The organism is Methylophilus sp. Leaf416 (assembly GCF_001424665.1).
Classification (GTDB): domain Bacteria; phylum Pseudomonadota; class Gammaproteobacteria; order Burkholderiales; family Methylophilaceae; genus Methylophilus.
The window spans coordinates 476,534-490,680 of sequence record NZ_LMQS01000004.1; the positions used below are offsets into that span (position 1 = coordinate 476,534).

11 protein-coding genes are annotated in these 14,147 nt (G+C 49.9%); 7 read left to right on the top strand and 4 right to left on the bottom strand.

Features of this window, described 5'->3' with window-relative positions:
- Positions 1-50: 50 nt before the first annotated feature.
- The 3 genes from metX to ASG34_RS11955 all read left to right on the top strand — a co-directional run bounded on the left by metX (position 51) and on the right by ASG34_RS11955 (position 2,760).
- On the top strand, positions 51-1,178 hold the full coding sequence (gene metX, locus ASG34_RS11945; RefSeq protein ID WP_055830781.1) for a homoserine O-succinyltransferase MetX: 1,128 nt from the start codon (positions 51-53) through the stop codon (positions 1,176-1,178).
- Positions 1,175-1,783 carry a methionine biosynthesis protein MetW gene (gene metW / locus ASG34_RS11950; RefSeq protein ID WP_055830783.1) on the top strand — a complete coding sequence of 203 codons (609 nt, stop codon included), beginning with the start codon at positions 1,175-1,177 and terminating at the stop codon, positions 1,781-1,783. Before metX ends, metW begins: the two co-directional genes overlap by 4 nt.
- A 290-nt stretch (positions 1,784-2,073) precedes the next feature.
- On the top strand, positions 2,074-2,760 hold the full coding sequence (locus tag ASG34_RS11955; RefSeq protein WP_055830785.1) for a PEP-CTERM sorting domain-containing protein: 687 nt from the start codon (positions 2,074-2,076) through the stop codon (positions 2,758-2,760).
- Positions 2,761-2,819: 59 nt separating this feature from the next.
- Here ASG34_RS11955 and ASG34_RS11960 read toward each other — a convergent pair whose 3' ends face one another.
- A complete protein-coding gene (locus ASG34_RS11960) occupies positions 2,820-4,706 on the bottom strand; it encodes a sigma-54-dependent Fis family transcriptional regulator (protein WP_055830788.1) in 1,887 nt (628 codons plus the stop codon).
- Positions 4,707-4,974: 268 nt separating this feature from the next.
- Here ASG34_RS11960 and ASG34_RS11965 point away from each other — a divergent pair, with 268 nt between their 5' ends.
- The 3 genes from ASG34_RS11965 to ASG34_RS11975 all read left to right on the top strand — a co-directional run bounded on the left by ASG34_RS11965 (position 4,975) and on the right by ASG34_RS11975 (position 8,548).
- Positions 4,975-6,843 carry a methanol/ethanol family PQQ-dependent dehydrogenase gene (locus ASG34_RS11965; RefSeq protein WP_055830790.1) on the top strand — a complete coding sequence of 623 codons (1,869 nt, stop codon included), beginning with the start codon at positions 4,975-4,977 and terminating at the stop codon, positions 6,841-6,843.
- A 50-nt stretch (positions 6,844-6,893) separates the two neighbouring features.
- Positions 6,894-7,187 (top strand): c-type cytochrome, encoded by a 294-nt coding sequence (locus tag ASG34_RS11970; RefSeq protein WP_369814166.1) that lies wholly within the window; start codon positions 6,894-6,896, stop codon positions 7,185-7,187.
- A 116-nt stretch (positions 7,188-7,303) separates the two neighbouring features.
- Positions 7,304-8,548 (top strand): AmpG family muropeptide MFS transporter, encoded by a 1,245-nt coding sequence (locus ASG34_RS11975; protein WP_055830795.1) that lies wholly within the window; start codon positions 7,304-7,306, stop codon positions 8,546-8,548.
- 190 nt (positions 8,549-8,738) lie between these two features.
- On the opposite strand, the gene katG is transcribed toward ASG34_RS11975, so the two are convergent.
- Complete coding sequence (katG, locus tag ASG34_RS11980) at positions 8,739-10,925, bottom strand: catalase/peroxidase HPI (protein ID WP_055830796.1); 2,187 nt, start codon at positions 10,923-10,925, stop codon at positions 8,739-8,741.
- Between the two features lie 330 nt (positions 10,926-11,255).
- Between katG and ASG34_RS11985 the strand changes: the two genes are divergently transcribed.
- Positions 11,256-12,158 carry a hydrogen peroxide-inducible genes activator gene (locus tag ASG34_RS11985; RefSeq protein WP_055830797.1) on the top strand — a complete coding sequence of 301 codons (903 nt, stop codon included), beginning with the start codon at positions 11,256-11,258 and terminating at the stop codon, positions 12,156-12,158.
- A 12-nt stretch (positions 12,159-12,170) separates the two neighbouring features.
- Here the strand turns inward: ASG34_RS11985 and ASG34_RS11990 are convergent, their stop codons facing one another.
- Positions 12,171-13,253 (bottom strand): DUF3426 domain-containing protein, encoded by a 1,083-nt coding sequence (locus ASG34_RS11990; RefSeq protein WP_055830799.1) that lies wholly within the window; start codon positions 13,251-13,253, stop codon positions 12,171-12,173.
- On the bottom strand, positions 13,244-14,146 hold the full coding sequence (prmA, locus tag ASG34_RS11995; RefSeq protein WP_055830802.1) for a 50S ribosomal protein L11 methyltransferase: 903 nt from the start codon (positions 14,144-14,146) through the stop codon (positions 13,244-13,246). Before prmA ends, ASG34_RS11990 begins: the two co-directional genes overlap by 10 nt.
- Between the last annotated feature and the right edge of the window lies 1 nt (position 14,147).

Below are 14,147 nucleotides of genomic sequence, written 5' to 3' on the forward strand. Positions count from 1 at the left end.
CCGAGGCAAGCTGACTCGCCGTTAAGCATGCTGCATAGTATAATCGCGGCATGTCTGAATCGAACTCTGTTGGTATTGTTAAAGCGCAGGTGGCGCATTTCAACGAACCACTCGCTTTGCAAAGCGGCGCCATCTTGCCGCAATACCATCTTGCCTATGAAACCTACGGCGAACTAAACGCGACCAAATCGAATGCGGTGCTTATTTGCCACGCACTGTCTGGCAATCACCACGTAGCTGGTCGTTATTCAGAAGATGACAAATACCCAGGCTGGTGGGATAACCTGATTGGCCCCGGCAGGCCGCTGGATACCAACAAATTTTTCGTGATCGGCCTGAATAACCTGGGTGGCTGTCACGGCAGTAGTGGCCCTTCCAGTGTCGATCCGCTGACCGACCGGCCTTACAGTGCAACGTTTCCAGTGGTGACTGTTGAAGACTGGGTGGAGTCGCAAGCGCGCTTACTGGATTACCTTGGAATTGAGCAGCTGGCTGCTGTCATTGGCGGTAGCCTTGGCGGAATGCAAGCCCTGCAATGGAATATTGCCTATCCAGAACGCGTGCGTCACGCGTTCGTCATTGCTTCAGCCCCTAACCTTACCGCCCAGAATATGGCTTTTAATGAAGTCGCACGCCAGGCGATTATTACTGACCCCGAGTTTTATGAAGGTGATTATTACAACCATGGCACAGTACCGCGCCGAGGCTTGCGCATCGCGCGTATGTTAGGTCATATCACTTATCTTTCCGATGATGTGATGGGTGAAAAATTCGGCCGTAAATTACGCCATGGCGAGCTTAAGTACAGCTTCGATGTTGAGTTCGAAATGGAGTCTTACCTGCGTTACCAGGGCGATAAATTCGCCGGTGAATTTGATGCGAATACCTATTTGCGCATGACGCGGGCACTGGATTATTTTGATCCGGCAAAAGCGTTTGGCGGCGATTTAAGCCAGGCGCTCAAACATGCAAAAGCCAAATTCATTGTAATTTCGTTCACTACCGATTGGCGTTTTTCACCAAGTCGTTCTCGCGAAATTGTGCAGGCACTGCTGGATAACGCGTTGCCGGTGAAATATGCTGAAGTCACCTCAGCACATGGTCATGATGCCTTCCTGATGCCGGACCCGCATTATCACGACATCATGCGTGCTTACCTTGAGCAGGTAAAAGTATGAAAAATGCAAATATAACAAATATTCGCCCAGATTTTGCATTAATTACAAACTGGGTGCGCGCAAAAACCAAGGTGCTGGATTTAGGTTGTGGGGATGGCACCTTGCTGACGCATTTACATGAAACCCTGGATACCACAGGTTATGGCATCGAAAAAGACGATGCCAACTGGCTGGAAGCGCTGAAAAACGGTGTCGATGTGATCCAGATGAACCTTGAAGAAGGTCTTTCCGGGTTTGAAGACCAGTCGTTTGATACGGTGATCCTGTCGCAGACCTTGCAAGCCATGCACAATACCGAAACTATTGTTGAAGAAATGCTGCGTGTCGGCCGCGAAGCGATTGTGACTTTCCCCAACTTTGGTTATTGGCGTAACCGTTTACAAATCGCCACCGGTAATATGCCGGTATCGAAAACCCTACCTTATCAATGGTACGACACGCCTAATGTACACTTATGTACGATTCACGATTTTGATGAATTTTGCAATAATCACCACATACAAGTGATTGAACGTAAAGTCATTACCGACGGTGAAGATGTGCATGTACTGCCAAATCTGATGGGCAACCTGGCTATGTACCGCCTTAAGAGTAATCATACATAAATCAGCTTCTTTGCTATGGGAAGTAGTTTTCTCTCACATTTCTCATCGACTGCTTAATCCGCGTTGATTCAATGCCAACGCTGCACGCCCTTCACTTCAACTGAAGATTTAATTTTTAAACAACACGCGCTTGACTAATCCTGATATTTGTCGATAATGATAATAGTTCCCATTATCATTTAACTGGGAATACATGGTAAAGACGTTTGTGAGTAACGCGGCCAGTTAACAATTCTGGCACTTATTAAAGATGCCAGTCATTAATAATTACTCAAAAGGAAGTTAGTCATATGAAAGCTAAATATCTCAGCATCGTTATCGGTGCAAGCCTGTTCGCAATCGCTGGTCTGGCACAAGCCAATACCACTTATAGCAGTTTCGTTGACATTGCCAATTCTGTTTCTTTCGACGGCTGGAACCAGCTTAACCGTAACCGTGTTGATAATAATGGCGCTGCTAATCCATTGACTGCAGCCCAGCTGGCAGCGGGAACAGCTGGTAACGTGGCAGGTTCAGGCGATGCATTGCTGACGCAAATTTCCGGCAGCTACTACCCCGCCGGCTTCGGTTTGTACGGCGATGGGAACCTGACCTTTACTGATAATACTGTTTCAAACAACATCGGCTCACTGGTATTCCAGGGCATCGTTAATGACTTTAATGCTTCATTCGGTGGTGAGGCCTATACCATTACGCTGAGCTACAACGGCGGTAACCAGGCGATTGCCGGCGCATTGGTAAACTTTGGGAATACTGGTACTGTGGATGACTATTACCGCTACTCCTGGGATCTGAGTGGTGTTTCTACCCCCATCACTTCTTACACTCTGAGTTTCAGCGCTGGCTTCTCACAAGCACTGGCTTTCCAGGTGGATCAGGTGGCATCAGCGTCCGCCGTTCCTGAGGCTGATAGCTACGCCATGATGTTACTGGGTCTTGGCGTGATGGGTTTTGTAGCTTGTCGTCGCAGCAAGTAAGCTCAAAATAAAGTCATGAAAAAAAGCCCCGGTTGTTGCCGGGGCTTTTTATTGTCTGATCAAGCCAGGTGTAATGCTTTCAAACGACGATAAAGTGTATTCCTGCTCATACCCAGCTGGCGTGCAGCGGCGGAAACATTTCCAGCATGCTGTTGCATAGCCAAACGTATAACCTCATCAGATTGCGCCTTTAAAGTTAATGCAGGACGCACCGCTTGGTGACTGATGGCTGCATCTTCAAGCTCATCCATAAAGTCCTGCGTCAAATGCATCAAATCTATGACCGCGCCATCCGCTAAAGCCAGTGCAGTGCGCAACACATTATGCAATTGCCGCACATTGCCTGGCCATGGGTGACGGGCAAACAAAGCCATGACTTCTGCACTGATTTCACTCTCTGGTGACTGCTCAACCTGCAAAATTAAACTGATCAGGCGCTGTAAATCCTGGCGCTGGCGTAAGGCTGGCAATTGCACTGCCAGTCCATTAATACGGTAGTACAAATCACTACGGAATTCCCCTGCAGTGACTTTATCTTTCAGTTTCTGGTTGGTCGCGCTGATCAGCATAAAGTTAACCGGAATCGACTTGCTGGAGCCCAGCGGTGTCACGCAGCGCTCTTGCAGCACGCGTAACAAACGCGCCTGTAGTGACAAGGGCATATCGCCAATTTCATCCAGGAACAGCGTGCCGCCATCAGCCTGCTGGATTTTGCCAGAATTACCTTTGCGCTTAGCGCCGGTATAAGCGCCTTCTTCATAGCCAAACAGTTCGGCTTCTATCAGGCCTTCGGGCAAGGCAGCGCAATTGACCGCAATAAAAGGTTGGTCGCGACGTGCGCTGGCATCATGAATCGCACGAGAAAATAATTCTTTTCCGGCGCCCGTTTCACCTAATACCAGCATGGGAATATCGCGATTCAATACTTGCTTGACTTGAGAGATGGCCAGTTTAAGCTGTGCATCGCCAGTATCGAGCATTTCCAGGCTGGCCGCAGATTCCCGTGGTTGGGAAACCGCTGGGCGTGAACGCGTGCTGGTTTGAACGGAAGCACGTGCAAACAGTCGGGCGCCATTCCGCAATTGCATGGGGAATAACAAATCACCACCCTGGCAGCGTTGTTTGAATGTCACCCAAGATTCATCGAACACATCGCTGAATTGCACCCGCCGCTTAGCCAGCACATCTTCATCCAGAGGCAAGCCGAACTGGAATTGTCCGCTACGATTGATGGCACGCAACTGGCCATCACTATCAAATAACGCCAGGCCTTCCCATAGCGTACCGATAAATTCTGATCGTGCATGAAAATGCACGCCTATCTCACCTTGTGCAGTGGCATGAAACAAACGGTTCTCGACCATTTGCGCTGCCATTTTCACCAGTGCCAGCGTGTGTTGCTGTGGCTGGTTCAAATCATTGGATACATCTAATGTAGCCACTAACTGGTTATTGGCTGCAAAGATCGGTACTGCCGAGCAGCTGAGTGAGTGGTGATAGGCCATAAAGTGCTCAGCACCCTGCACGCTGATGGGGGCACGCTCAACCAGCGCTGTGCCTATGGCATTTGTCCCGCGATGCTCTTCACTCCAGGAAGCACCAGGTAATAAAGAAGCACGGATGTCGCCCTGCTCCACGCCTTCACCCATGGTGCGCAGGATCACACCTTCATTGTCCGTGAGAATGACCAGGCTACGCGTATGTGCAATCTGCCCGCTTAAGGTCATCATTTCAGGTTCAGCATGCGTGAGCAACAAACGATTTTGCTCTAGCCGTTGTGCTAATTCTTGCGCGGTGATGATCTGGTCATGTGCTGGTGCCTGCTCATCTACACCTTTGACCATGCAACGACGCCATGAGCGTTCAATCGCTTCGGCAATGGCCAGTTGATCGTCGCGCATGACTGGCAACGATGTATGTGTAGAGGCTGGAGAAAACTTTGACATCACTGCTTGAACACCTGTATCACGCGATTGAACAACTGTATCAGTTTGACACACCACTGAACAGTTTTCACCGTTCCAGAATGCATGACCGTAGCTGGTACCTAAGAATAACCTTTTGATTTTAATTCATTTTTTTCATTACCTCAAATAAAATTCATGTCTGGCACAGGGGTTGCAATCAATGGTCTGCGAGTAACAAAAGAAGCATTTGCTTACTGGCGTATAACTCATTTATTCCAGCTTCAAACACACCATTTTGGAGGTATGTATGCAACACCAAATCAAGCTTGCCATCACTGCAATGATGCTAGCCGGCATGAGCACCAGTGTATGGGCCAATGCCGAACTGGACGCCATGATGAAGGATGACAACCAATGGGCCATGGCGCGTAAAGATTACGCCAACCAGGGTTACAGCAAACTGTCACAAATCAACAAAGGCAATGTCAAAAACGTCAAACTGGCCTGGTCATTCGCGACCGGCGTTAACCGGGGTCACGAAGGTGCGCCGTTGGTTATTGGCAATACCATGTACATCCATACCGCATTTCCGAACAACGTCTATGCGCTGGACCTGGACAACAACCAGAAGATCCGCTGGTCTTATTTCCCTAAACAGGATCCGGACGTGCAGTCTGTTTTGTGCTGTGACAACGTAAACAAAGGCCTGGGTTACGGCGACGGTAAGATTTTCCTGCAACAGAATAATGGTGTGCTGGTGGCGCTGGATGCCAAAACCGGTGCCAAAATATGGGACGTAAAGGTCAACGACCCGAAAACAGGCGCGGCCAATACCAATGTCCCTCACGTATTTAAAGACAAAGTGGTGACTGGCTGTTCAGGCGGCGAATTCGGCGTACGTTGCCATATTTCTGCTTATAGCATCAAAGATGGCAGCCTGTTATGGAAAGCCTATAGCACAGGCCCGGATAGCGAAATGCTGATTGGTAAAGACTTTAACAAAGAGAATCCGCATTACAGCGCCTTATCTGTTTACCAGGATGTGAATGGTGGCAACAAAGAGGGCGGTTCTTTCAAGCCTCTGGATAAATCGCAACTGAAATATCCTGAAGCTGACCTCGGCGTACGTACCTGGCATAAACCGCAACAGCAAAAAGATGGGTGGCAGAATGGTGGCGGCCCAACCTGGGGCTGGTACTCCTATGACCCGAAACTCAACCTGATGTACTACGGTACCGGTAATCCTGGTACCTGGAACCCGGACGTACGGCCAGGCGACAACAAATGGTCAATGACGATTTTCGCGCGTGACCTCGACACCGGCATGGCGCGCTGGGCTTACCAGATGACGCCACATGATGAGTGGGATTATGACGGCATGAACGAAATCATCCTGTGGGAAGCCAACGGTAAACAACTGGCGTCTCATTTTGACCGTAATGGTTTTGGCTATACCTTTGACCGCACCAACGGCAGCTTGCTGGTGGCAGAGAAAATGCATCCTTTTGTCAACTGGGCCAGCAAGATTGACTTGAAAACCGGTATTCCGGTGAAAGATGCCAAATATTCTACCCATCAGGATTACAACGCCAAAGGTATTTGTCCATCAGCTCTGGGCGTGAAAGATGAACAACCGGCAGCTTACTCACCGAAGAACAAAATGTTTTACGTGCCACTGAACCATGTATGTATGACGTACGAGCCGGTTGAATCCAAATACGTGGCCGGCCAGCCATGGGTAGGCGCTACCTTGACCATGTTTGCCGGCCCGGACGGTGTGATGGGCGGCTTTATGGCCTGGGATGCGCTGAAGGGTAAAGCGCAGTGGTATAACAAAGAGAAATTCTCTGCCTGGGGTGGTGCGCTGGTGACTTCAACTGACCTGGTGTTTTACGGGACGTTGGACCGTTGGGTAAAAGCACTGGATGCCAAAACTGGTAAAGAATTGTGGAAGTTCCAGGTGGGTTCCGGTGTGGTTGGCAACATGATCACTTACGGTCACAAAGGCAAGCAATATGTAGGCGTATTGTCAGGGATTGGCGGCTGGGCTGGAGTTGCGATGAATCTGGGCCTGACCAATGAAACCGATGGCTTGGGGGCTGCTGGTGGCTACAAAGAGCTGACCAAGTACAACGCGGCACCTGGTGGTGGCGCAATGAACGTGTTCAGCCTGTAATACATTTTTCAAGGAATGACTCTATGCATTTATTCATTAAAAGCCTGGCAATGACTACCCTGTTGGGGATGACAGCTTCTGTCATGGCAGGTAGTAATGCCGAAGCACTGGCGCAAAAAAGTAATTGTCTGATGTGCCACAGTGTGGATAAAAAAATCCTGGGACCAGCCTATAAGGATGTTGCCGCCAAATACAAAGGCGACAAATCTGCGGAGGCAAAATTGATCCAGAAAGTAAAAGCCGGCGGCAGTGGCGCGTGGGGTGATATGCCCATGCCGCCTAACAGCCCGCAGGTAAAGGACGAAGATATTAAAACCTTGGTCCAGTGGATACTCAGTTTGTAGGGGTTTTTCCACAAAGTATTGTTTGACCATTTGATCTCCGAGTGTGCCAACCCGCAAGGGTTGGCTTTTTTTTACCTGGCGAATGTCTGCCTGACAAAAGCGATTACAATACGGACATGACCATCGCACAAACCCTGTTTACACGCCGCATGCTGATGTGTGTGGCGCTTGGCTTCAGCTCCGGCCTACCTCTTTACCTTTTACTGCAGTTATTACCCGCCTGGCTACGCAGCGAAGGGCTCAATTTAAAAACCATTGCCGCGTTCGCATTTATGCAACTGCCGTATACCTGGAAATTTCTATGGGCACCGTTGATGGACCGCTATACATTACTGGCAAGCCTGGGCCGCAGACGTAGCTGGATACTGTTCACTCAATTTGCATTGTTGGGCTCCATCATTGCACTTGGCTCGTTTCAACCAGCATTTGATATCACCGCGGTTGCATTACTGGCAACACTGGTCGCTTTATTCTCCGCCAGCCAGGATATTGTGATTGATGCCTACCGACGCGAAATACTGAGCGACGAAGAATTGGGTTTGGGCAACAGTATTCATGTGAATGCCTACCGTATCGCCGGATTAGTCCCTGGCTCACTGGCATTAATCCTGGCCGACCATATGGCCTGGTCGCAAGTGTTTCTGATTGTGGGTTTATTTATGCTACCCGGCATAGGCTTTACCCTGTGGTCACAAGAACCAGCGGCCGCCAGCATGCCAAAAACATTGCTGGCTTCCGTGGTCGAACCCTTTAAGGAATTTATCCATCGCAGTGGCTGGCAACATGCAGTCTGGGTATTGCTGTTTATTCTGTTGTATAAACTGGGTGACAGCATGGCCACAGCACTCGCTACACCGTTCTATATTGATATGGGTTTCAGCAAAACCGATATCGGTGCGATTGCCAAAGGCAGCGGCCTGGTGATGCAGATTGCCGGTGCTTTTGTCGGCGGCTTGTGGATGCTCAAGTTAGGTATTAATCGCGGCTTATGGGTATTTGGTGTCATACAGGCATTAGCTATTTTTGGTTTTGCCTGGCTGGCACAAAGCGGGCCTTTTACTGAGATTGGCGCTGCCGAGCGTAGCATGCTGGCATTTGTGATTGGTGCCGAGGCGTTTGGCATCGGCTTGGGAACCGCGGCATATGTGGCTTATATGGCGCGTGAAACCAACCCTGCATATACAGCGACACAACTGGCATTGTTTACCAGTTTGTCGGCAGTGCCGCGTTCGGTGTTTAATGCACTTACCGGCGGGATGGTAGAAAATTTGGGGTGGGAACAGTTTTTTTATGTGTGTATGTTGCTGACCATTCCGGGGATGGTGTTGTTGTTTAAGGTAGCGCCGTGGCGGGCACGGTAAAGTCTGGAAGTTAAATTCTTTGGTTAGTCGCCCCGGTGCAGATATAGCATAGGGGTCCGCGTAGCAAGCTTTGTGGCTGCTACACCCTTCGCCAGAATCAAAGTGCCTTACAAACTATTTAAGTTAGAACTTTCAGCCAATAAAAAAGCGCCCCGATTCCTCAAGGCGCTTTTTCTTTTTTACAGCGCAATTACTTCAAATCAAACCTATCTGCATTCATTACTTTAGTCCATGCTTTCACAAAATCCTGCACAAACTTCTGTTTGGCATCATCCTGCGCATACACTTCCGCATAAGAACGCAGAATAGAGTTAGAGCCAAATACCAGATCCACACGTGTTGCAGTCCACTTCACGTTACCGGTAGCCCGCTCACGCACTTCATACAAATTGCTGCCTACTGGTTTCCAGGTGTACTGCATATCCGTCAAATTCACAAAAAAGTCATTGCTAAGCACGCCGGGCCTGTCGGTAAACACACCATGTTTGCTAGCACCATAATTGGTATCCAACACCCGCATACCACCAACCAAAACCACCATTTCCGGCGCTGTCAGCCCCATCAGCTGGGTGCGGTCCAGCAGTAGCTCTTCAGCTGTCGGCACATAATCCGCCTTCTGCCAGTTGCGGAAACCATCGTGCAGTGGCTCCAGCACAGAGAAAGACTCCACATCTGTCATCTCATCAGTGGCATCGCCCCTGCCTGGCGCAAACGGCACTTCAACCGCCACGCCTGCTGCATTGGCCGCCTGCTCAATGGCCGCTGAGCCACCTAGCACAATCAAGTCCGCCAGGCTTACGGGTTGGTTAAAAGCTGCCCGTATGCCTTCAAGTACGGCCAGTACTTTCTGCAACCTGGCTGGCTCATTGCCTTGCCAGTCTTTTTGCGGTGCCAGACGGATACGTGCACCATTGGCACCACCACGGAAATCGGATGCGCGGAATGTACGTGCGCTATCCCAGGCGGTAGCCACCAGTTCAGCAATCGTCAGGCCACTCGCCAGGATCTGCGCTTTCAAGGTTGCGATATCCGCGGCACTCAAGTTAGCGTTGCCAGCTGGCGTTGGATCCTGCCAGATCAAGTCTTCCTGCGGCACATCCGGCCCCAGGTAGCGAGCTTTCGGACCTAGATCACGATGCGTCAATTTAAACCAGGCACGTGCAAATACTTCGGAAAAATAAGCCTGGTCACGGTAAAAACGCTCCGAAATTTCGCGGTAAACCGGATCCTTGATCATCGCCATATCCGCATCTGTCATGATCGGGTTATAGCGGATGGACGGATCTTCCACGTCGACAGGTTTATCTTCTTCCTTAATATTCACCGGCTCATACTGCCATGCGCCTGCTGGGCTCTTTCTCAGCTCCCATTCATGTTCGAACAGCATTTTGAAATAACCGTTATCCCAGCGGGTAGGGTGTGTAGTCCAGGCGCCTTCAATACCGCTGGTAACTGAATCACGGCCTATGCCGCGGGTGGTATGGTTATTCCAACCCATGCCTTGCTCTTCAACGCTGGCCGCTTCCGGGTCCGGGCCTAAGTTTGCTGCTATGCCATTACCATGCGATTTGCCTACGGTATGACCACCAGCAGTCAGCGCAACGGTTTCTTCATCGTTCATCGCCATCCGGTCAAAGGTTTCGCGGATATCCCTCGCTGTGCGTAATGGGTCCGGGTTGCCATCTACCCCTTCCGGATTTACATATATGAGCCCCATCATTACGGCGGCCAGCGGATTTTCCAGATCGCGTTCACCTGTATAACGGCTACCGGGAGCGCCTGTTTTAGCTAGCCATTCTTTTTCGTTGCCCCAATAAATATCTTTTTCCGGATGCCAGATATCGGCGCGGCCACCGGCAAAGCCAAAGGTTTTCAGACCCATGGACTCATACGCAATCGTGCCGGCCAGTACAATCAAATCGGCCCAGGAAAGCTTGTTACCGTATTTTTTCTTGATCGGCCATAACAGGCGGCGCGCTTTATCCAGGTTAACGTTATCCGGCCAGCTGTTCAGTGGCGCAAAACGCTGGTTACCGGTGCCGGCTCCGCCACGGCCATCGGCGACGCGATAAGTCCCGGCCGCATGCCATGACAAACGAATCATCAATCCACCATAATGCCCCCAATCAGCAGGCCACCATGACTGGCTATCGGTCATCAGTGCATGCAGGTCGGCTTTCACTGCCGCTAAATCCAGCTTTTTAAATTCCTCGGCATAATTAAAATCTTCACCCAGCGGATTGGTTTTGCTATCTTGTTGATGCAAGATATCCAGATTTAGCGCATTTGGCCACCAGCTGGTATTTGATTTCTCGGTGGCGGTGTTTCCCCCATGTGCAAATGGACATTTGCCTGTGGTATTTTGCTGATTTTCCATTTTTTTGAGCTCCTTTTCTTATTGACTGACCACCCTTGAGTGACCATGCGATAAATATACTACTTGTTAAATATTACGATAATCGTTTTCTAGGTAATGAATATGGTTTATCTAGTTGCTGGCAGCGTAAGCCGCCAATACTTCCTGCAACTGGGATAAATCCTGAAGCCACCTGTTAATCATTTTTGCCTCCATGAATCAATGTTGTCTGATGCATGGAGGCCATTCTAGGCAAGCCACTTCAATTTGTATAATTGTATGTTTTGATACTATTGATTGATAAAATTAATAGATTTACACTAATGGCCTCTTCACAGCAGTGAGAAAAACATGACCCTGATTGAACTGAAGTTTGTGCTGGCAGTAGCGCAGGAACGCAATTTTCGCCGGGCGGCTGAGAAATGTTTTGTCACACAACCGGCATTAAGCCTTGGCATCAAAAAGCTGGAAGAGGAATTAGGCGTTTTGCTGTTTGAGCGTAACCGTAATGACGTGACACCAACGCCGATAGGTGAACAGATCATTGAGCAGGCGAACACCGTGCTGGAGCAAGCGGCAAAAATCAAGGAAATGGCCAAGCATGGCAGCGACCCGTTGAATGGGCCTTTCAAGCTGGGCATGATCCATTCGGTAGGCCCTTACCTGTTGCCGGAAATGATTCCGCCATTGGTTAAAACTGCACCAAATATGCCGCTGGAAGTAGAAGAAAATATTACCGCTACACTGGAACAGCAATTAAGGAATGGCGTGATTGACGCGGCAGTCGTGGCCTTGCCGTTTAATGTGCCCGGGATTGAAATCACACCGCTTTATGATGAAGATTTTAATGTGGTGGTGCCAGCCAGCCACCCATGGGCACAACGTAAAACAGTGAATCCGGATGAATTAGGCAACGAAAAAGTGCTATTACTGAATAGTGGGCATTGCTTTAGCAACCAGGTGACACAGGCTTGCCCTGAACTAGGTCGTAAGGGCGAGGTGCTACAAGGTAATTCTTTGGAGACTATACGTAATATGGTGGCTTCCAACCTGGGGATTACGGTGTTGCCAGCCATGGCGACTGTCGCACGTTACCAGAATCCGCTGATTCGGGTGATTCCATTCACCAAACCGGTGCCTAGCAGGAGGATTGCATTGGCCTGGCGTAAAAGTTTTGTGCGCACGGCTGCAATTGAGGTGTTGGGAAAAGTGATGTCAGACATCGGCGCGCAGGCGAAAAGCACTGGCGGATAATATTTCTGGAATTTAATAAGCAATCGCGACGCGGAACCCGGTCACGGCTTTTTCGGAGATACCAAGGCTGGTTTTAACCGGTTGCTCCTGTTGTCCCGCCAGGCCTTCAGAAACCTTGGCAGTTGCAGGCAAATATTCCTTAGGTGTCAGGACTTTGCGCAATACCGGTTCGTCAGCCATATTGGTCAGCGTCAGTTCTATCATCGGGTAAGTTTGAGACACCGCACCGTGATTGATCAATACGCTGGAAAATACCAGTACCCCTTCGCGCTCCCTGTGTTCCTGAATGTCGGCATCATCAATGGTTAATTGCGTAATATCCTTAGGCAATGCCACCGCGCAATGTGCCAATTTGCAAGCCGACTGCAGCAGCGGTTTGGTAAAAGGATAATTAGCGGCCAGGCTTGTGCGTGTGAAATAAACAGACTGCAACAGGAGGGTTACTAGCATTAAGCAGGCTAACAGTGGAAACACCCATGGTGCTTTGGGTTTTTCTGCGGCTGCTGGCCACTCTTCGCTCAGGGAAACATTACGCAAAAATTCCGGAATGGCTTTTGTATCAGCTTCTTCGCGCCCAAGATTCCAGTTCAATGCCCGGATCTGTTGAGTATCTTGAGCGGCATCCTCCTGGGTCGTGAGCGGAGCATCCAACTCTGCTGTTGGGCTATCCAGTGTCGCTTCAGGAGCAGGGTAGCTATCAGAACCATAAGTATCCGAGACATAAGCATCTGAGCTGTGCGCTCCAGAATTCTCTGAACTTGCATGCTCGACTTCTGTTGAAGCTGTCTGGGAGATGTCTGCTTCAGGTGTCACGTACTGCGTGTTGCTGGTTTCAGTGACTTCTGGTGTAAATGTCTCTGCCGGTGTGTCGTCGGTCAGTGCAATCGATTCAATTGCTGGAGTGGGTTCTGCAGGTGCGACTGATTCGTCCGCCGCAATGGTTTCTGTTGCTTCTGTCGAGTCAATCAGCGAAGAGCGTGCATCAAACACATGATTGCATTCACCACAACGTACTTTGCCGGCATAGGCTTGCAGTTGTTCGTCGTTGACTTCAAATTGTGTTTGGCAGGCAGGGCACGCCGTGATTAGAGACATTTTCTGGTTCCCGTCAGCAAGACCCATCCATCTTGCTGGATGGGGGCATCCATTTCAAACCACTCTGAGTAATGCGTCAGCAACATTTCCTGCTGACTATCCAATATGCCGGATAATGCAACTTTGCCGCCATTTTTGCAAGATTTGGCAATCACCGGCGCCAATACCATCAAGGCACTGGAAAGAATATTGGCGACCACAATATCAAATGGCTCATGCAGATACTCTGCAGAATCATAAAATAGCGCTTCCACCTGGTTATTGGCGGCATTGTCACGGCTGGCGATGACCGCCTGCGTATCAATGTCCACACCAATCACCTGGCCGGCGCCCAGTTTTTTTGCCGCAATCGCGAGGATGCCGGAGCCACAACCGTAATCCAGTACATTGGCCTGAGCCAATTCGGATTTAGGTAATTGTGCCAGCCAGCTCAAACATAAATGCGTGGTGGGATGGCTACCGGTACCAAATGCCAGACCGGGATCCAGCACAATATTGATTGCCTCCGCATTGGGCGCCTGGTGCCATGATGGCACAATCCATAAATTATCAGTCACACGAATCGGGTCGAATTGCGCCTGGGTTGCACGCACCCAATCCTGCTCTTCAATCTGTTCCAACTGGTATTTCAAACCATCCAGCTGCAACTCGGATTGCACTGTGGCTAGCAAAGCCGTCACATCCGCGTCAGCTTCCAGCATGGCAGTCACGATATTCTGTTGCCAGATACCTGGTGGTGGATCGCCCGGCTCACCAAAAATGGCTTGTTCAGCCATGGTGTCCGCATGCGCGTCTTCAATGCTGACAGACAGTGCGCCATGTTCCATCAACACATCGCTGAGCGACTCCGCCTGTGGCTCGGTCGATTGAATTTTAAGTAACAGCCAATGCACA

Coding starts and splice junctions, on each gene's coding strand:
- ASG34_RS11970 (WP_369814166.1), top strand. CDS start 6,894: ATGACTACCCTGTTGGGGATGACAGCTTCTGTCATGGCAGGTAGTAAT.
- metW (WP_055830783.1), top strand. CDS start 1,175: ATGAAAAATGCAAATATAACAAATATTCGCCCAGATTTTGCATTAATT.
- ASG34_RS11975 (WP_055830795.1), top strand. CDS start 7,304: ATGACCATCGCACAAACCCTGTTTACACGCCGCATGCTGATGTGTGTG.
- metX (WP_055830781.1), top strand. CDS start 51: ATGTCTGAATCGAACTCTGTTGGTATTGTTAAAGCGCAGGTGGCGCAT.
- ASG34_RS11990 (WP_055830799.1), bottom strand. CDS start 13,253: ATGTCTCTAATCACGGCGTGCCCTGCCTGCCAAACACAATTTGAAGTC.
- ASG34_RS11955 (WP_055830785.1), top strand. CDS start 2,074: ATGAAAGCTAAATATCTCAGCATCGTTATCGGTGCAAGCCTGTTCGCA.
- ASG34_RS11960 (WP_055830788.1), bottom strand. CDS start 4,706: ATGTCAAAGTTTTCTCCAGCCTCTACACATACATCGTTGCCAGTCATG.
- ASG34_RS11965 (WP_055830790.1), top strand. CDS start 4,975: ATGCAACACCAAATCAAGCTTGCCATCACTGCAATGATGCTAGCCGGC.
- ASG34_RS11985 (WP_055830797.1), top strand. CDS start 11,256: ATGACCCTGATTGAACTGAAGTTTGTGCTGGCAGTAGCGCAGGAACGC.
- katG (WP_055830796.1), bottom strand. CDS start 10,925: ATGGAAAATCAGCAAAATACCACAGGCAAATGTCCATTTGCACATGGG.